The sequence below is a fragment of the Methanimicrococcus blatticola genome, from assembly GCF_004363215.1.
Lineage (GTDB): Archaea > Halobacteriota > Methanosarcinia > Methanosarcinales > Methanosarcinaceae > Methanimicrococcus > Methanimicrococcus blatticola.
The window spans coordinates 136,569-153,447 of the sequence record NZ_SNYS01000008.1 but is presented as its reverse complement, the minus strand read 5'-3'; the positions used below and the strand labels follow the sequence as shown (position 1 = coordinate 153,447).

Below are 16,879 nucleotides of genomic sequence, written 5' to 3'. Positions count from 1 at the left end.
GGTTCGCCCATAGTGAAAATATTTCAATTTAGAGCATCGCTGCCTGCTCATTTAATTAAACTTGGCGCATCCCCTCCCGAATTCATTTCGTATCATTTCATGAAATTGATAACGGCTTGAAAAATGATTGAAAGATGATTAAAAAATGATTGAAAAACGACAGCGTTTTATCTCTGTTTCTCTTTTGAAGTGTACAAATTCGATACGATAGGAAAAATCATGTCTCTCAATCAAACTGTTCTTGAAATTCGCGAACGCCAGCGAATCAAATCCAAACCTTACGATGAACCGGCCGCTTTCTGGTTCGGCAAAGACAATCTGCGCGGCGACGTCGTCGATGTGATGACAATTATTTTCCAAACATCCGGCTGCTATTGGGGAAAACAGGGCGGCTGTACGATGTGCGGCTACGTTTATGACAGCTCGACCGGAACGCCGGCAGACGATGACCTCATGGCGCAGTTGGACAAAGCGTTGGAACAGGTTGAGAGAAGAAAACTTGAAAAACTCATGGTGAAAATTTTCACATCGGGAAGCTTCTTAGATGAACGCGAAATTTCAAAAGACGTTCGAAAACGAATCTTAAAAAAGCTGGCCGATGATGAAAGAATCGTCGCCGTTCTCGCCGAAACGCGCCCCGAATTTGTCACGGATGAAGCCGCAAAAGACTGTTTATCCGTCATGAACGGCAAGCCTTTGGAATACGCTTACGGTTTAGAAACATCATCTGACAGAATTCGAAAAGAATCAATCAACAAAGGATTTTCATTCGCGCATTTCAAGAGAGCCGCTGAAATCGCAAAGCAAAACGGCATTTTCACAAAAGCTTATTTGATGCTCAAGCCGCCGTTTTTAACCGAGCGGGAAGCCATGGAAGACATTTTAAAAAGCATTAATGATGTCGCGCCTTATGCCGAAACCGTTTCTATCAATTTGTGCAATGTTCAAAACGGCACATTTGTTGAAAAACTCTGGGAGAACAAAGAATTCCGCCCGCCGTGGCTTTGGAGCATTGTCAATATTCTGCGCGAAGCTAAAACAAAACACCCGGATTTGTATTTAATGTCCGACCCGGTCGGCGCCGGCGCAAAACGCGGACCGCGAAACTGCAAAACATGCAGCAGAGATGTCGCCGACATGCTTCGCGAATTTTCAATCACGCAAGATATCAAAACACTTGATACCGTCGATTGCGACTGTAAATTGCTTTGGGAAAAAGAACTTCTGTTAGACGATGTCACATTCGGGTCCCCGATTTTGGAATAATTGATTATTAATTTATTAAAAGGAAAGAGAAGATGTCTCAAAAAAAGATTTTCGAGAAAAAAATGTCAACCGACAAAGAAGGAAGACGGTTTGCAACGCCGGAGCCCGTTGCCAAATACAGAGCAGCGCGCTTAACCTGCAACACAATTGCCGACATCAGTTGCGGCATCGGCGGACAGACCATTTACTTTGCACAACGCTGCAAACATGTTTACGCCGTTGAAATTGATGCGCAGAAGCTGGAATACGCAAAAGAAAATTGCGCCAAATTCGGTCTTGAAAATGTCACTTTCATTTGCGGTGACGCACTGGATCCCGAAGTAATTGCGCAGATTCCGAAAGTCGACATTGTGTTTTCCGACCCCGCTCGCCCGCCGGAAGAGGAAATGCGGCAAGTTGACAGCCTGCGCCCGGGAATTCCGATGGTGATGGAAGCATACGCCGAGAAGACGGAAAACTTCGCGTTTGAAGCGCCGCCTCAAATGCCTCCCGAGCGCATTGATTTCGATTGTGAAAAAGAATATATTTCCCTGAACGGTCAACTGAACCGTCTGACCCTTTATTTCGGCAAGATTAAAAGATACAACAGAATTGCTGTTTCGCTGCCTGATGGAAACGCGATGGTTGACGCGCCTGTTGAATTGCCGCCGATGGTTGACACTGAAAAGCCGATGCTTTTCATGTTTGAGCCGGATCCCGCAGTCATTGCCGCAGGCCTTCTCAACGAATTGGTCGATGACATGATCAAAGCAACCGCCGGACACGTCCGCGTCATGAAGATTGATAAGAAAAGAACGCTCCTGACAGCAGATTTGCTGACAGTGAATCCGATGAACAAAAACAATTTCATTGTTCTTCGAACCATGCCGTTTGATTCGGAAAATGATTATGTTGAGATGAATGAATTTTTCAAGAAAAGCAATGTCGGCAAAGTGACGCTTCGCGGAAGCATTGACCCGCAGGATTATTGGGGCATCCGCAATCAATTGGAAGCAGACCTTGACGGCGCAAAAAAAGTTCATTTGTTTTTGAAAGAGAAAGAATCGGGACAAAAAGAAGCAATTCTTTGTGAATTGATTTACGACGAGTGAAGTTGTAAAATATGCAGTGAAGACGAAAATAAATGGGTGAATTTTGTGTCATCACTGCTGACACAAATTCAATATATAATTTGACTGCATTTGTTTTTTGAAAATATTAAATTTTTGATTAAGAATTATAGAGAACATGGAAGAATTCGACAACAGTAGGAAGAAAAATAATAAAAAACCGAAATAATCTAGTGTCGTCACTGCTGACACAAATTCAACATATGATTAAACCGACCTTGTTTTTTGACAAAAATTCTTTTTTTAAGATATTTATAGAAAATATAAAACCAAATTAGATGACATCAATCCATATAAAAACAATAACAATAAACACAAATGGATTAAAAAAAGGCTATATAATGACTAATCCTTCATTTCAAAATGAAAGATATCAGTAGTCATGTACAAACAATAATTGAAATGATAGAAAGGGCTCGACATAATGCTTTAAAAAGCGTTAACGCAGAGCTTGTTCAGCTTTATTGGGATATTGGAAAATATTTGAGCGAAGAAAGTGAAAATGCTTTGAAAAAAAGCACATTTGTTGATGAAACTGCAAAATATATCGAGGAGAAATATCCCGAAATGAAGGGATTTACACGAAGAAATCTTTATCGGATGCTCCAGTTTTATGAAACATATTCAGAAAATGAATTTGTACAATCGATGTTGACGCAAATAAGTTGGACAAATCATTTACTAATTTTGTCAAGTACAAAAAATATCGAAGAAAAAGAATTTTACATTCGGCTTTGTGTTTCTGAAAAGTATTCATCACGCGAATTAAAACGCCAAATTGAAAATGCTTATTTTGAAAGATACTTACTTGCTCCGAAATTAAATTTACCATTAGCATTGGAAAACAACATCATTTTAGACAGTTATGTGTTAGATTTTTTAGATTTACCTGATTCTTTTTCCGAAAAAGACCTAAAAAGTGCGATTGTCCAAAATATGAAAAATTTTATTTTAGAGATTGGAAAAGACTTTTCGTACATCGGAGAAGAATTTCGGATTCAAGTCGGCGATTCTGATTTTTATATTGATTTACTTTTTTTCCATCGCGGACTTTCCTGCCTCGTTGCCTTTGAATTAAAATTAGGTAAATTTCAGCCGGAATTTCTCGGGAAAATGAATTTTTATTTAGAAGCATTGGATAGAGAATACAAAAAACCTAATGAGAATCCTGCGATCGGAATTATTCTTTGTGCGACAAAAGAAGAAGAAGTTGTCGAATACGCAATGAGCAGAAATATGTCACCGACTCTGATTTCAAAATATACACTTCAAATGATTGATAAAAAATTGCTTAAAAGAAAATTACATGAATTTAAGGAGTTGTTGGCGAAAAATGGAATTGAATAAATATATAAAGCACAAAATTAATGAATAACGACGTAGGAATTTTTACGATTAAGTGTGTCTTAATTATTGAAAGAAAAGAGAGGGTTACAATGACAGAAACAAAGAAAACAGATATTTTGGAAAAGGGCGCGATCATTCAGCGCGACGGCGAAACATATGCGATTGCACCGCACACGCCGGCAGGACTTTTAACACCCGCGATTTTAAGAAACATTGCAGATGTTGCCGAAAAATATGATTTGGCGGCGATTAAGATTTCATCGTCTCAGCGCATCGTTTTGGTCGGGCTGAAAGAAGAAGACATTGACAGCGCGTGGGCGGATTTGAATATGAAACCGGGTTCTGCCATCGGCATTTGTGTCAGAAGCGTTCGCGTTTGTCCCGGAACGACATTCTGTAAGCGCGGTAAACAGGATTCGATGAGTCTCGGCTTGAAATTGGATGAAAAATATCATGGCGTTCAATTGCCCGCCAAGATGAAAATCGGCGTTTCCGGATGTCAGTTTTCCTGCGCCGAGTCTGCGGTTCGCGACATCGGCTTTGTCGGTGACAATAACGGCTTTAAATGCTATGTTGGCGGCAGCGCGAGCGCAATGCCCCGCATCGGTGACTTGATCGCGGAAGGACTTTCCGAAGATGACGCGCTTGCGCTGACCGAGAAAATCATCAATTACGCCAAAGAGAAGAACTCCAAAAAGAGACTCGGTAAATTGATTGAAGAAATCGGCATTGACACTTTTAAAACAGAAGCGGGTATTTAACCTGCTCTTCTTTTTTATTTTTAATTTTAAACAAATATATATCAAAAGGCTTCCTTTTTTAAAACATGACACTTCTTGAAGAGATTTCAGAACTCGAAGAAAATAAAAAAGGAATAAAAACGAACCCGACAGATATCTCGGTCGCGTTAAAAGAGGCAGGTGCCGACGCTTATTTGATGCACGGCGCAATCCATGACAGCGACATTTATTACGCGACGCGCTTTTTGGAATCCGACCCGTTTTCTTACCTGCTGACAGCGGAAGGGGATGAAACGCTTTTGATTTCCGATATGGAAAAGAGACGCGCGGAAATCGAATCACGTGTTCCTGCTGACAAAATCAAAACAACATCCGATTACAACTATCGCGAAATTGCCAAAGAAAAGAAAGATGCAAACCTGGCTTACACGCTTGTTTTAAAAGAGATGCTGACTGAAAAAAAGATTCAAACCGTTGCCGTTTCTTATGATTTACCGGCATATTATTACAATATGCTTCAAAAGGAAGGGATTGACGTTGTTTTGATTAGATCTCCGTTCGTGAAATCAAGAACAATCAAAAATTCGGAAGAAATTGAAAAAATCGCGCGCTCCCAAAAAGCCGCTGAAGCCGCAATGACCGCGGCAATTGAAATGATCAGTCGGTCAACCGCGGATGACACCGGAAGCGGAAAACTGGTTTTAAACGGACAAGTATTGACAGGCAAAACGGTTCTTCTTGAAATCGCCCGCGTTTTGATGGAAAACGACTGTGCCGATGAAGAAACGATTGTGTCCTGCGGTCCGGACAGCGCAGACCCGCACGGCAAAACGTACGGCGCGCTCTACGCGAATCATCCGATTGTGATTGACATTTTCCCGCAGCACAAATATACCCGTTATTTCGGAGACATGACAAGAACCGTGATTCACGGCGAAGCGTCTGAAGAACTGATTCGCATGTACGATGCCGTGAAATCAGCACAGGAAATCGGCGTTAACACGGCAAAGCCGGGCGTGACATGTGCGGATGTTCACAACGCTGTCTGCGACGCTTTGGAAGCGGCAGGCTATGACACTTACAGAAGCGGCTCAAAAGTCGGATTCATTCACACAACAGGACATGGGGTTGGTTTAGACATTCATGAAATGCCGTCTGTTTCTGACAATCCGCATGTTTTGGAGCCGGGAAATGTGATTACGATTGAGCCGGGGCTTTATTATCCGGATATCGGCGGCATCCGGATTGAAGATACGATTGTGATTACAAAAGACGGATGCCGGAATCTGAATACGATGCCGAAAATTTTTGAGATATGATTTTTAAAGAATGAAAGACTTTTAAAAATATCTAAATCAGGAATTACAATTTATGTCAAAATTTGAAGTGAATCAAATCAACACGGAAGAAGTGCTGGATAAATACCGCGCCGCCGGCAAAATTCATCAGCAGATTATGAAAGAGGCGCGCGAAAACATCAAAGTCGGCATGAATATTTACGAATATGCGCGCACGATTGATGAAAGAATTATTGAACTCGGCGGCGGCTCGGCTTTCCCGGTCAATATTTCAATGAATGAAGAAGCGGCCCACGACACGCCGCTTTTAAACGATGTCCGTATTTTCGGTGAAGATGTCGTCAAGATCGATGTCGGCGTTCACGTTGACGGCTACATTGCCGATGGCGCGATGACAATCGACCTTTCCGGAAAACACGCTGATTTGGTCAAAGCAAGCGAAGAAGCGCTCAAAGCGGCAATTGACACCGTCAAAGCCGGCGCGACAACGCAACAGATCGGCGCAGCGGTTGAAGATACGATTACAGGCCTCGGTTTCAATCCGATTCGGAATCTGATGGGGCACGGGCTTGCCGAGTACACAGCGCATGCCGAGCCGTCTGTCCCGAACATTAAACACTCGGGTTTCGGTGCGGAACTGCGCGTCGGCGACACGATTGCGATTGAACCGTTTGCAACCGACGGGGAAGGATTTGTAGATAACGGCCACATCAAAGAAATTTATTCTCAAATCAAACTGAAACCGACTCGAATTCCGTTTGTCAGGAAAGTGCTTAACCAAATTCAAGAATACAACGGTTTGCCTTTCGCAAAACGCTGGCTTGAAGGTGACAAAATTGATTTGGCACTGATTCAACTGGAAAGAGACGGTATTTTGACCGACTATCCGGTTTTGGTGGAAGTTTCCGGCGGCTTGGTTTCACAAGCAGAACACACTGTCATTGTTACGGAAGACGGCTGTGAAGTAACAACAAGAGCTTGAACAGGAGAAATAAAATGAGATCGGAAAAGCTGAATATTGACGGAAAAGAATTTGACGCTTATTCGATTTCATTGGACCCGGCACCGTTTCTGCTTATCCGCGCGGCCGGTAAATCATTTTTAGCGTGCGGTTTTTTGGATATTAATGCTGCTGACACGCTTTCTTCCTGCGCCGCAAAAGTCAAAGGCGTCAAAACGTTTGATGATATGATGGCAGCCGAGGTGGTTGCGGTCACGAAAGAAGCGGAAAAGAAAGGCGTCAAGGTTGGTATGACCGGAAAAGACGCGCTGATGAAATTTTAAAAACGATCACAAATGCCTTTTACAGATGCTTTGCGGGAAAAAGACAGCGCCATTTTCATTGACTTGGAAGTGACGCCGGGGTCAAAAGTCATTCAAGTGCCGAGCGGCTACAATGAATGGCGCAAACGCATTGAAGTGAAAATCACGCAGGCGGCGCAAAAAGGCAAAGCGAATGAACAGATTGTTGAGGAAATGGCAGCGTTGTTTAACATTTCAATGTCCCGCGTTTCGATTGAAAACGGCATGACAAGTTCGAAGAAAACGGTCAGAATTGATGGTGTTTCTTTGGCGGAAGCTCAAAAGATTTTGGAATCAAAATTAAAAGAATGAAAAATCAGAACGGAAGCCCTAAACGTGCACGTCTGATACGAGTTTCCAAATCTTCCAAAGCCATTTTTTGAATCCGTTCGGATTTTTTGACTTCTTCGGAAGATTGCGGTGTCGACGGGCCGATGTAAGTAAAAACTTCTTCAAAAGATTCCTGATTCATGTAATTACTTCACCTCTTCAATAGAACATATCGTGACATCCGTATTTAAAGATAATGTTTTGACTGTTTGAACGCTGATGTTTTTGATATTATAAGATGAAAAACGAGGCATCAAGATCTCACATTCTGTAAAATCCATAAAAAGAGCGTTTGAGCCGGTTTCCAAAAAGAGTTGGAAAAGGATCGGTTTGACAGGATTTGTATATTTTAATGCCTGATCCATTCGCAAACTAAAACTTCCAAACGCTTTATCTGCGTAATTTGATCCGAATATTTTTGTATTGAATTTTTCGGTTTCATAAAACCCTTTAAAAATGAAATAATCATTTTCAATTCGGCTTTTTTGAATAGCGGAATCAATAGATCGTATTTTTTGTTCAATTGATTGTCTTTCTTTTTCATTCAATATTTTGGAAAACTCAGGAAATCGGCAATAAGAATTGATTGCATAACACCAAGATTTATTTCTCCAATGAGAAGGAATCGTAAATTCCCAATCCGTTTTCTGAATATTATTCGGATACAGATCTTGATATGATCCGATTGCTTCAATTTCAGTGACTGTTAAATCCGACCGTAAATAATAGGGGACAAAAGAAGAGCTTATGATTTTCATAATCCTTGGACCCGAATCTAAGGACTTAAACTCCCATGGTTTTTTGAAAAAAGATACATTTTTATAGGCTATTCATTCCACTATGAACAGACCTGCGTTAATAGAAAGAGAATAAAAAATTAAGAGATTGAAAATGAAATATGATGCCGCCTCTGAACGAAACAAAATCGTATTAGATGCAATTGAATCTGTTTTGGCTGAATTGGGCGCAAATAATACTGACTTTGGCGGTGCCGACTTTGACGGTAATCAAATGCCGACAGATTCTTTTTTAATTATTGTTGAAGGCCGAAGAGATATTGTTTCACTTCGAAATCTTGGGATTACGGCTGAAATCATTCCGTGCGCGAATCAGCCTGTCGCCGAATTTTGTGAAAATATTGCCGAAATGAAAAAAACCGTTGTTATTTTAACGGATTGGGATCGGAAGGGCGGTATTTTGGCGGCGCGGCTTGAAGAGCAATTTAAAAACCTGGATGTTCCTTATGAAACGGCGCAACGGGAAAAACTTCTTTTTTATTCAAAACGGGAAATCAAAGATGTCGAAAGTTTGTACACGCATGTCTTAAAATTAAGAGAAATGCTTCATTGCGGCGATAACAGCGACGAATTTGAAAATGAAAATTGAACATGAAAAATGAATTGAGCCGAATCCGGTAAAGCGGATCGGACTGAGATGATGTGTTAAAGAGAAAGTGTTCAATTGGATTGAATATTTTTTAAGAAGAAGAGTTTTTAATGTCAGTTTGGAACTGCGTTGAGATGTCAACCACAGGGCCTTCAGTGGCATCCATTTTAGAAACAGTAAGTAAGTTGCCTTTGCGTTCAATTAATGTCGCTTCTGTGACTTTTAATTGATTGACGCCGTCTTTGCTTTTATGAACAACGAGGAGTTTTTGACCTCTCTCGGGACTGTTACCGAATTTTTGAACCATGTTTGTGACAACTTGTTCAAATTCGGAATAAATGAGAATTTCCGTCTTATTCGCCGATTTTCTGATACTTCCAATCGGTTCAACTGTCAGGAGCATATTTTTTTGCCAACCCAATTTTAATTTTTGTTGATTTGAATAATTGATTTTATTCAGCTAACAACCTATAACACAATAATAAACGCTGAATCAACAACCACAACGATTCTTTGTTCGTTATTAGTCGATAAACCTCTCACCTGTATATATTCATTTCGTTTACTGACGAAGAGAATAAATGGGGTAAACATTTGTTTTTTGCAACTGACATTCAAGCGCAAACCGATAAATAAATTCGATAGAAAGAACACGATTAAAACTTGAAACAAAGCAATTCGAAAAAATTAAGACCGTGAAATGAAAAGAGAAATGTAATGAAAAATCATGAGAGACTCTGTGTTTAAATGATAAAAATTGTCGATAAAATAAGAAATTGTCGAAGAATTAAAAAAATGAAAAAAAGTGAAGGATGAAAAAGAAATTTTTAGAATTTCCTTTCAACCGAATTTACTCTGCGGGAAGGTGAATCGCAGGATTATTTTCAGGGGAGTCCGGAGAAGAGGAACTGTTGCCGGATGCAACGACTGTAGAGCCGTTGTCGGTTGTTCCTGTGGAATAGTATTCCCTGATTTCATAAGCAGATGTCTGTGCCGGCATGCTTGTCTGAACGATCCAGCTGCCGTAAATGTCAATCTGTTCACCGGCTTTGACTTTAGACATATTCAGATAGAATTGCGTATTTTCATCGCAATTGAAGATCATTGTCGTTTTGTTTTCGAGTTTGACTTCGATTTTTCCGACATAAGAAGTGCTGCTTGCATTAACGGCCGGCGTCACTTTGACGATTTCGCCGTTATAAACGACTTGACCGGCGTAGCGAAGAACGTTTGCGACAATAACGGTTTGCGTTTCTGAGAAATTGGTTGTACCTGATGCAGGCGCGCCGTAATAAACTTCAACATATTGACCGTTTTTCAAATCGGAAATATTGAAGTTCATTTTTGAGTTTTCGTCAAAGACGAATTTCATGGTTGCTGCGCCAAAGTTTGTTCCTTTGACTTGCGCGAGCGTCATTGTTGTTGTATTGTTCGCGGTTGCGATGTTTGTCACATTGCCGCGGTACATCGCTGTGTCAGCGGGAGCTTCAATCGGCTCGGGCGGCACGAATGAAGGATCAATTGTTGAGTTGTTGCTTGAATTATCGGATGAGTTGTTGGATGAATTGTTTGCGTCATCGCCGCCGAGACAGCCGGCAACCAAAACCGCTCCCAAAACAAGGCACAATCCGATTATGAATAATTGCTTTTTCATGTGAATGGCTCCTGAATTATGAATTAATTGATAGAATATACTAATTAAAATCTGTTTTTCTTCATACCTTAGACAAGTTAAACACATATAATCATTTTTGAAAGTGCGAACAGATTTGAAATCATAAACATAAAAATAATAAAAAAGATTTTTGCCGGATTATCCGAAAATAAATAATCAGCCGTTCAAAATTTTACGATTCGAACGGCCTCATTACCAATCGGAATCGTACGGGCTTGTAACACGATAACTGCCATCAAACATAACAAAGTAAGCGTCTTGATCTTGAATTGTAACATAGCTGTCACATTGTGAGGATGTTTTTGATAAATACAACAGATAAACAGTTATATTTTGGAAATCCCATGGTGCCGGACCGGATTCATGGTAATAAACAACAACATCTTCTGTTTCTCCGCCGAAAAGACATACAGTCACTTCATCCATTGAGTCGCCTTTAAGTTGTTTATCGATTTCAAAAACGACCTAAGTATACAAAATATGACCACGGTTATCGGTATCATACTTAATATGAGTGTCACCGTCGGCGTCAACCCATTCCGTCGGCGTCATGTATCCCTCAGGAGCTTTTCCATCTATTGTGTCCCAAACAGCAGGCTGAATTTCTTTAATATGGGCATAGGCAACGACATCTGCATATTCGACTTTTTCCACAGGTGAAAGCCATGCCCGTGAACAAATTGCAGTGGGTAGATTAGGATCGCTTGTACTGTGCTGAAGAAAAACTTTTCCTTTCGGAACCTGATTCAACCATAATATCTGATGACTGCTTACGGTTTTGCCGTCGGGCGCATCTAAATCATTCGTATAAAGATTAAAGTTATTGTCATTGTTATTATTAGAACCGAAACATCCGGCTGATACGACACAACTCATAATTATTAAAAGCAAAATTGAATAAATTTTATACTTCATGATTCCACCTGAACGAAATGGTTACCGCTTGAAAAAATCAGGCAAACCCAAATTTTTGTCTTTTTTCATTCAAACACCAATCAAAAATCTATGATGTTTAAACGGTTTGAAGAACAGATATAATTTACGAAAATAAAGAATAGAAAATACATATAAACCAAAAAAAAGCCCCGGCAAAAACCGAGGCTTACGTTTTTTCAATTGAAATTTTCATTCAATTGATTTTCAATTCAAATAGAATTTGCAGTCAAACTCTTTTTTAAATTATTCTTTGTCGAGTTCGAATTTGGTACCGTAGTAAATGATACCTGAATCACCGTCGCTTCCGAGTTTTCTGAAAACGGAGTGGACGCGTTTGCCGATTGCGACTTTTTCGGGCTCGTCAACGATTTGTGTTGTGAGCTTGGCGCCTTCGTCGAGTTCGACGATTGCGAGCGCGTACGGAACGAGGTCGTTGAATTCGTCAGATGTGGTGTGTGTGACAGTGCAGGTCACGATTTTACCGGTTCCTTTGAATTTGTACTGTTCCATATCGCCGTCACGGCGGCATTCCGGACAGAGGTTTCTGATCGGATAATAGTAGTTGCCGCACGTCTTGCAGTGAGAACCGACGAGGTTGTATCTGCTCTGCTGTTCTCTCCAGAATCTTGGTACTGTCATCGTAATCACCTCTCATTTGAGAAAATATGAACCACAGCTGTTGCGCCGGAACCGCCGACGTTGTGCGTCATACCGTACTTTGCACCGTTCACCTGACGTTTGCCGGCTTCACCGCGGAGCTGGTGGACAGCTTCGACAGCCTGCTTCACACCGGTGGCACCGACCGGGTGACCGGTTGATTTCAAACCGCCGGAGGGGTTAACGGAGATCTTTGCGTTGAGCGCGGTTTCACCAGCCAAAGAGGCCGGGCCGCCCTTTCCTTTCTCAAAGAAACCGAGGTCTTCAATCGCACAGATTTCGGCGATTGTGAAACAGTCGTGAACTTCAACGAAGTTGATGTCCTTCGGAGTCAAGCCTGCCATTTCATAGGCGCGCTTACCTGCTGCAACAGAGGCATCAAGCGTTGTGATGTCGCGTCTGTCGTGCAATGCGATTGTGTCGCTTGCCTGTGCGCTGGCCTTGATGTAAATCGGCGTGTCTGTGTATTTGTGCGCTTCATCAGCGGGCACAACAATCACTGCGGCAGCGCCGTCAGAAACAGGGGAGCAGTCCAAAATGTGAAGCGGGTCGGAAACCATAATGGATTTCAAAACCTGTTCAATTGTGAGCTTGCTCTTGAACTGTGCAATCGGATTGTTCATGCCGTTCTCGTGGTTCTTCACGGCAACAGCTGCCAATTGTTCGCTGGTTGTGCCGTACTGTGCCATGTGGAGCTTGGCAATCATTGCGTAAATGCCCGGGAACGTTGCGCCCTGGATGCCTTCCCATTCACGGTCGGCGGCGGCCGCAAGCGCGTCTGTCACGCCGGATCCGTCAATGTCGGTCATCTTTTCTGCGCCGGCTGCGATGGCAACATTGCTGTAGCCGGATGCGACGGCCTGGATGGCCTGGCGAAGCGCGAGACCGCCGGAAGCACAAGCCGCTTCCACACGGGTGGACGGAACATTCAATCCTTTCGCAAGACCGGAATAGTCCGCAATCAATGCGCCTAAGTGTTCCTGCTCAATGAATTTACCGCCGCTCATGTTACCGACATACATCATGTCGATATCTTCGCCGGAAATGCCTGCGTCTTCAATAGCGCCGACACCGGCTTCAACGACAATATCTCTGAGGGATTTTTCCCAAAGTTCTCCAAATTCGGTGGTCTTTGCACCGACAATTGCTACTTCTCTCATTTTTTCACCTCATCCGAAATTGATCTTACCTTTGTGGTGCGCATATTTACCGTAGTCGAGGTAAATCGGATCAGCGAGCAATTCTTCAACCGTCGGGACTTTGCCGCGGAATTCTTCAATCTTGTCGGTGACGCGGATACTGAATGCGTCAGAACCGGCACCTGAACCGTATGCGGTTGCGAAGATGCGGTCTCCTGGTTTTGCAATATCGAGCGTTGCTGCGATACCCATCAAACAGGAGCCGGAGTATGTGTTTCCGAGTCTCGGGACGACAAGTCCGGGTTTGATCTGTTCTTTTGTGAAGCCGAGCATTTGTGCTGCTCTTTCCGGGAATTTGCCGTTGGGCTGGTGGAAAACAGCGTAGTCGTAGTCTTCGGGTTTTGTGCCCATTTTTTTAAGAAGACCTTTTGCACCGCTTGTGACGTGTCTGAAGTAACCGGGGTCACCGGTGAAACGTCCGCCGTGGCTCGGGTAGTGCTGGCTTTCACGTCTCCAGAAGTCGGGTGTGTCAGTTGTAAAAGAGTAAGTGTCTTCAATAATTGCAATGAGTTCGGATTCTTTGTTGCCGATCACATATGCTGCGCCGCCGGCTGCTGCGGTGTATTCGAGTGCGTCATTGGGCGCGCCCTGAGAAACGTCAGCACCGATTGCAAGACCGAGGTCGATCATGCCTGAGCCGACCAGACCCATACAAACCTGGACTGCGGCAGAGCCTGCCTTACAAGCGAATTCGAAGTCTGCTGCTGTCATGTCGGGGGATGCGCCGACTGCTTCAGCAACGATTGTACTGGTGGGTTTCACCGCATACGGGTGGCTTTCGGAACCGGTGTAGACCGCTCCGATTCTTTGTGTGTCAAGACCGACACGGTTGACGGCGTTTCTTGCTGCTGAAACGGCAATGGTTGCCGCATCTTCGTCAACATCAGGAACGGATTTCTCAAAGACTTTTAAACCGTTCTTTAAAATTTCGGCATCTCCGCCCCAAACCTTAGCAATTTCTTCGGTTTTAATTCTGTAGCGGGGAATGTAAGCGCCGTAGGAAACAATTCCAACTGTCAATTTATTCACCTTTTATGTTCAAGAATAACTGCAAAATAATTACCGGGCAGTTATTTCATATTTGGTAGTCGTTGTTTCAGTTCTTTTGCCGAACTGTTCGATACTAAATACAATCAACAAAACCAAGTGCGCTGACAATCAAAATCCGAGACATAAGCCAAACAGGAAGCAAATTAATATTCCTCTGTGGCGAATCGGAAAAAGATTGAAAAAACGACCGAATTACGGATTTATTAATTGTTTATGTTATGGCTTTTGAAACAGACCGACATGACTGCCGCCGCCGGAGTGGGTTCGAAAATAACCGGTTCGGCAACAGTCTATCGGTGCAGATGTACGTTTTTTTATTTCCTCATTAAGCCGTTTTTGTGTTTTTAAACCATTTTATTCTGTCTGTTTAGAGCATTACCTCTATTGACTTCGGTGCTCTTTGAAAACTCAAAGCAACATACTCCGAAGCACTTACTGCAAAAGAAGAAATCGTGATATATAAACGTAACGTAGGCGGTTTCGTTAATCGACGAGAAAAACTGAGAAAAGTTATCAAAAAATACGGCTATTTGATAAGTGAAACAAATAACGGATAAAATGAAAATGCTTTTTTTGGAAAAAATGAAAAATGAATGTTTTAAAATTTCCGATTTTGACAAAAAAACAGCATTTAAAAAGAATATTGCAGACCATACCTCCCGATACCCCCATAAAAAATGAGAGAAAAGACGGAGCGTGATGGTGATGAAATTAGAAGAAGAACAAACTGAATTCATAAAAGAAATTAAACAAAAAGTAAGACAATCCCAGTATGAGGCGCTGAAATCAGTGAATGTTCAGTTAATCAGTCTTTATTGGGAAATTGGAAGAGCCGTTTCTGAAAAACAATCTGAAAATTGGGGGAAAGCCGTTGTTCCAACCCTTTCAGAAGAATTACAAAAAGAATTCCCGGGAATGAGCGGATTTTCTGTTGGAAATATATGGCTGATGGCTCAATTTTATACTGAATATCATAATTCAGAAAATCTCGTACCACTGGTACGAGAAATTAGTTGGAGCAAACATATCACTATTATGAAAAAATGTAAAGACTATCAAGAACGTCAATTTTACATAACTGCTGTTATGAAATTCGGATGGACAAAGAACATTTTGATTCATCAGATTGAAAATCAGGCTTATGAGAAATATCTTCTCAATCAAACAAATTTTGAACAAACGCTGCCGGAAAAAAGCCGCAAACAAGCGGCATTAACGGTTAAAGATGAATACACATTTGATTTTCTGAATCTTTCTGACAAACATTCAGAAAGCCAATTAGAAAACGCTTTAATTGACAATATTCGAAATTTTCTGTCCGAACTGGGCGGTCAGTTTGCATATGTGGACAGCCAATTCAAACTGCAGATTGATGAAAAAGAATATTTTATAGATTTGTTGTTATTTCACCGGCAGTTGCAATGTTTGGTAGCGATTGAATTGAAAATCGGGGAGTTTTTACCGGAATATAAAGGAAAAATGGAATTTTATTTGGCAGTGTTGAATGAAAAAATCAAATTACCGAATGAAAATGATTCGATCGGCATTATTATCTGCAAAGAGAAAAACAGAACGGTTGTCGAATATTCTTTGAAATCGAGCAGAATGCCGATTGGTGTCGCGACGTATACAACATCATCGACATTACCGAAAAATTACAGAAATTTGTTACCAAACAATCAAGAAATCAGTGAAAGATTGCTTTTATTTTTGGAAAAAGAGAATAAAAAAGAATGAAAATTAAATTCCTTTAATGGAATACTGGCCGTATTTTTTCAGTTCGGCAATCGCTTCATCCAAATCTTTCGTCGTACATAAAAGCGGAATTCTGTCGACTTCTGCCATTTTAACAGCCATCGGATCGACTTCGTCTTTGGAAAGACCGTGAAGAACGATTGCGCCGGGCTTTAAATTCGTGACGCGGATGGCGACAAGCGGAGATTTGCCGGTAGAAACTTTTGTGAAAACCATGGCGCGGTCGGTACTCCAACCGTAAAGGCGCTGGAATTCGTAAGATGTCATTTCAAGAATAGAGCGCTTACTGTCAACAACGGAAAAACCGTAAAGCGGGCGTTCCATGCCGCGGTAAAGCACTTGGGCATCGAGAAGTGAAACGAGTTTTTGGAATTGAATCGGAATAGAATATTCGTAAGTGGAATAAATGGATTCTTTGGAACTGTCGGCTGTCAGCATTGTTTCATAAGCGTGAATTTTTTGGCCGCCGCGTTCGGTATCGATTGCGAGAAGCGATTCGACGATTTTACTGACCATGAGCGTTCCGGGAGATTTACGTCTGCCGGATTCATAATCACTGATAACGGAAGGCGACACCTGCAAAGAATTAGAAATGTCTGTTTGAGAAACCTCAAAATTCAATCGCCATTTTTTAAGACATTCGCCGGGTTTTTCGGAAAGCGTAATTTCGCCCGCCATCTTTTCGGCAAGTCTTTTCTTTAAATTCTCAAAAGCCTCGTTGTCTGTCATGACAAAGGAAAAACGAACGATTTCAATATAAAGGTATCCTCTGCAAAACAGATTATAATTTGATGAATAGAATATTAGTTGACGCGTTTTGTTTTTGGAA

20 protein-coding genes are annotated in these 16,879 nt (G+C 41.8%); 10 read left to right on the top strand and 10 right to left on the bottom strand.

Annotation, left to right across the window (positions count from 1 at the left end):
- Nucleotides 1–219: 219 nt before the first annotated feature.
- The 8 genes from C7391_RS05205 (at nucleotide 220) to C7391_RS05170 (ending at nucleotide 7,374) form a co-directional block, all read left to right on the top strand.
- Nucleotides 220–1,266 carry an archaeosine biosynthesis radical SAM protein RaSEA gene (locus C7391_RS05205; protein WP_133517492.1) on the top strand — a complete coding sequence of 349 codons (1,047 nt, stop codon included), beginning with the start codon at nucleotides 220–222 and terminating at the stop codon, nucleotides 1,264–1,266.
- Between the two features lie 32 nt (nucleotides 1,267–1,298).
- Nucleotides 1,299–2,357 carry a methyltransferase domain-containing protein gene (locus tag C7391_RS05200; RefSeq protein ID WP_133517491.1) on the top strand — a complete coding sequence of 353 codons (1,059 nt, stop codon included), beginning with the start codon at nucleotides 1,299–1,301 and terminating at the stop codon, nucleotides 2,355–2,357.
- A gap of 381 nt (nucleotides 2,358–2,738) precedes the next feature.
- Nucleotides 2,739–3,722, top strand: a complete 984-nt coding sequence (locus C7391_RS05195) for a PDDEXK nuclease domain-containing protein (protein ID WP_133517490.1) — start codon at nucleotides 2,739–2,741, stop codon at nucleotides 3,720–3,722.
- An 89-nt stretch (nucleotides 3,723–3,811) separates the two neighbouring features.
- Complete coding sequence (locus tag C7391_RS05190; RefSeq protein WP_133517489.1) at nucleotides 3,812–4,483, top strand: NAD(P)/FAD-dependent oxidoreductase; 672 nt, start codon at nucleotides 3,812–3,814, stop codon at nucleotides 4,481–4,483.
- Between the two features lie 65 nt (nucleotides 4,484–4,548).
- Entirely contained in the window at nucleotides 4,549–5,781 is a 1,233-nt protein-coding gene (locus C7391_RS05185; RefSeq protein ID WP_133517488.1) for a M24 family metallopeptidase, read from the top strand.
- Nucleotides 5,782–5,833: 52 nt separating this feature from the next.
- Complete coding sequence (map, locus tag C7391_RS05180) at nucleotides 5,834–6,742, top strand: type II methionyl aminopeptidase (protein WP_133517487.1); 909 nt, start codon at nucleotides 5,834–5,836, stop codon at nucleotides 6,740–6,742.
- A 14-nt stretch (nucleotides 6,743–6,756) separates the two neighbouring features.
- Nucleotides 6,757–7,044 carry a YunC family protein gene (locus tag C7391_RS05175; RefSeq protein ID WP_133517486.1) on the top strand — a complete coding sequence of 96 codons (288 nt, stop codon included), beginning with the start codon at nucleotides 6,757–6,759 and terminating at the stop codon, nucleotides 7,042–7,044.
- A gap of 12 nt (nucleotides 7,045–7,056) precedes the next feature.
- Entirely contained in the window at nucleotides 7,057–7,374 is a 318-nt protein-coding gene (locus C7391_RS05170; protein ID WP_133517485.1) for a DUF167 domain-containing protein, read from the top strand.
- 4 nt (nucleotides 7,375–7,378) lie between these two features.
- Here C7391_RS05170 and C7391_RS08305 read toward each other — a convergent pair whose 3' ends face one another.
- Together C7391_RS08305 and C7391_RS05165 are read right to left on the bottom strand one after the other, a co-directional pair.
- A complete protein-coding gene (locus C7391_RS08305; protein WP_166627414.1) occupies nucleotides 7,379–7,534 on the bottom strand; it encodes a hypothetical protein in 156 nt (51 codons plus the stop codon).
- 4 nt (nucleotides 7,535–7,538) lie between these two features.
- Complete coding sequence (locus C7391_RS05165; RefSeq protein ID WP_133517484.1) at nucleotides 7,539–8,150, bottom strand: ADP-ribosyltransferase; 612 nt, start codon at nucleotides 8,148–8,150, stop codon at nucleotides 7,539–7,541.
- Nucleotides 8,151–8,283: 133 nt separating this feature from the next.
- Between C7391_RS05165 and C7391_RS05160 the strand changes: the two genes are divergently transcribed.
- Nucleotides 8,284–8,778, top strand: coding sequence for a toprim domain-containing protein (locus C7391_RS05160; RefSeq protein WP_133517483.1), 495 nt, complete (start codon nucleotides 8,284–8,286; stop codon nucleotides 8,776–8,778).
- 91 nt (nucleotides 8,779–8,869) lie between these two features.
- Here the strand turns inward: C7391_RS05160 and C7391_RS05155 are convergent, their stop codons facing one another.
- From C7391_RS05155 to C7391_RS05125, 7 genes are all read right to left on the bottom strand, one after another.
- On the bottom strand, nucleotides 8,870–9,181 hold the full coding sequence (locus C7391_RS05155; protein WP_133517482.1) for a hypothetical protein: 312 nt from the start codon (nucleotides 9,179–9,181) through the stop codon (nucleotides 8,870–8,872).
- 447 nt (nucleotides 9,182–9,628) lie between these two features.
- The gene (locus tag C7391_RS05150) at nucleotides 9,629–10,432 is read right to left on the bottom strand and encodes a hypothetical protein (RefSeq protein ID WP_133517481.1); all 804 of its coding nucleotides are present in this window, start codon (nucleotides 10,430–10,432) and stop codon (nucleotides 9,629–9,631) included.
- A gap of 213 nt (nucleotides 10,433–10,645) precedes the next feature.
- Nucleotides 10,646–10,879: a hypothetical protein gene (locus tag C7391_RS05145; protein WP_133517480.1), complete on the bottom strand. Its 234-nt coding sequence runs from the start codon at nucleotides 10,877–10,879 to the stop codon at nucleotides 10,646–10,648.
- Between the two features lie 39 nt (nucleotides 10,880–10,918).
- Nucleotides 10,919–11,368 (bottom strand): hypothetical protein, encoded by a 450-nt coding sequence (locus C7391_RS05140; RefSeq protein WP_133517479.1) that lies wholly within the window; start codon nucleotides 11,366–11,368, stop codon nucleotides 10,919–10,921.
- Nucleotides 11,369–11,632: 264 nt separating this feature from the next.
- Complete coding sequence (locus C7391_RS05135; RefSeq protein WP_133517478.1) at nucleotides 11,633–12,028, bottom strand: Zn-ribbon domain-containing OB-fold protein; 396 nt, start codon at nucleotides 12,026–12,028, stop codon at nucleotides 11,633–11,635.
- Between the two features lie 5 nt (nucleotides 12,029–12,033).
- Nucleotides 12,034–13,206 (bottom strand): thiolase domain-containing protein, encoded by a 1,173-nt coding sequence (locus C7391_RS05130; RefSeq protein ID WP_133517477.1) that lies wholly within the window; start codon nucleotides 13,204–13,206, stop codon nucleotides 12,034–12,036.
- A gap of 9 nt (nucleotides 13,207–13,215) precedes the next feature.
- A complete protein-coding gene (locus C7391_RS05125; RefSeq protein WP_133517476.1) occupies nucleotides 13,216–14,265 on the bottom strand; it encodes a hydroxymethylglutaryl-CoA synthase in 1,050 nt (349 codons plus the stop codon).
- A 735-nt stretch (nucleotides 14,266–15,000) separates the two neighbouring features.
- Here C7391_RS05125 and C7391_RS05120 point away from each other — a divergent pair.
- Entirely contained in the window at nucleotides 15,001–16,032 is a 1,032-nt protein-coding gene (locus C7391_RS05120; protein ID WP_223611002.1) for a PDDEXK nuclease domain-containing protein, read from the top strand.
- A gap of 3 nt (nucleotides 16,033–16,035) precedes the next feature.
- On the opposite strand, the gene C7391_RS05115 is transcribed toward C7391_RS05120, so the two are convergent.
- The gene (locus C7391_RS05115; RefSeq protein ID WP_133517474.1) at nucleotides 16,036–16,779 is read right to left on the bottom strand and encodes a helix-turn-helix domain-containing protein; all 744 of its coding nucleotides are present in this window, start codon (nucleotides 16,777–16,779) and stop codon (nucleotides 16,036–16,038) included.
- Between the last annotated feature and the right edge of the window lie 100 nt (nucleotides 16,780–16,879).

What these genes read in the sequence shown, in the direction of transcription:
- C7391_RS05205 (WP_133517492.1), top strand. Translation starts at nt 220, where the DNA reads ATGTCTCTCAATCAAACTGTTCTTGAAATTCGCGAACGCCAGCGAATC.
- C7391_RS05200 (WP_133517491.1), top strand. Translation starts at nt 1,299, where the DNA reads ATGTCTCAAAAAAAGATTTTCGAGAAAAAAATGTCAACCGACAAAGAA.
- C7391_RS05195 (WP_133517490.1), top strand. Translation starts at nt 2,739, where the DNA reads ATGAAAGATATCAGTAGTCATGTACAAACAATAATTGAAATGATAGAA.
- C7391_RS05190 (WP_133517489.1), top strand. Translation starts at nt 3,812, where the DNA reads ATGACAGAAACAAAGAAAACAGATATTTTGGAAAAGGGCGCGATCATT.
- C7391_RS05185 (WP_133517488.1), top strand. Translation starts at nt 4,549, where the DNA reads ATGACACTTCTTGAAGAGATTTCAGAACTCGAAGAAAATAAAAAAGGA.
- map (WP_133517487.1), top strand. Translation starts at nt 5,834, where the DNA reads ATGTCAAAATTTGAAGTGAATCAAATCAACACGGAAGAAGTGCTGGAT.
- C7391_RS05175 (WP_133517486.1), top strand. Translation starts at nt 6,757, where the DNA reads ATGAGATCGGAAAAGCTGAATATTGACGGAAAAGAATTTGACGCTTAT.
- C7391_RS05170 (WP_133517485.1), top strand. Translation starts at nt 7,057, where the DNA reads ATGCCTTTTACAGATGCTTTGCGGGAAAAAGACAGCGCCATTTTCATT.
- C7391_RS08305 (WP_166627414.1), bottom strand. Translation starts at nt 7,534, where the DNA reads ATGAATCAGGAATCTTTTGAAGAAGTTTTTACTTACATCGGCCCGTCG.
- C7391_RS05165 (WP_133517484.1), bottom strand. Translation starts at nt 8,150, where the DNA reads ATGAAAATCATAAGCTCTTCTTTTGTCCCCTATTATTTACGGTCGGAT.
- C7391_RS05160 (WP_133517483.1), top strand. Translation starts at nt 8,284, where the DNA reads ATGAAATATGATGCCGCCTCTGAACGAAACAAAATCGTATTAGATGCA.
- C7391_RS05155 (WP_133517482.1), bottom strand. Translation starts at nt 9,181, where the DNA reads ATGCTCCTGACAGTTGAACCGATTGGAAGTATCAGAAAATCGGCGAAT.
- C7391_RS05150 (WP_133517481.1), bottom strand. Translation starts at nt 10,432, where the DNA reads ATGAAAAAGCAATTATTCATAATCGGATTGTGCCTTGTTTTGGGAGCG.
- C7391_RS05145 (WP_133517480.1), bottom strand. Translation starts at nt 10,879, where the DNA reads ATGGATGAAGTGACTGTATGTCTTTTCGGCGGAGAAACAGAAGATGTT.
- C7391_RS05140 (WP_133517479.1), bottom strand. Translation starts at nt 11,368, where the DNA reads ATGAAGTATAAAATTTATTCAATTTTGCTTTTAATAATTATGAGTTGT.
- C7391_RS05135 (WP_133517478.1), bottom strand. Translation starts at nt 12,028, where the DNA reads ATGACAGTACCAAGATTCTGGAGAGAACAGCAGAGCAGATACAACCTC.
- C7391_RS05130 (WP_133517477.1), bottom strand. Translation starts at nt 13,206, where the DNA reads ATGAGAGAAGTAGCAATTGTCGGTGCAAAGACCACCGAATTTGGAGAA.
- C7391_RS05120 (WP_223611002.1), top strand. Translation starts at nt 15,001, where the DNA reads ATGAAATTAGAAGAAGAACAAACTGAATTCATAAAAGAAATTAAACAA.
- C7391_RS05115 (WP_133517474.1), bottom strand. Translation starts at nt 16,779, where the DNA reads ATGACAGACAACGAGGCTTTTGAGAATTTAAAGAAAAGACTTGCCGAA.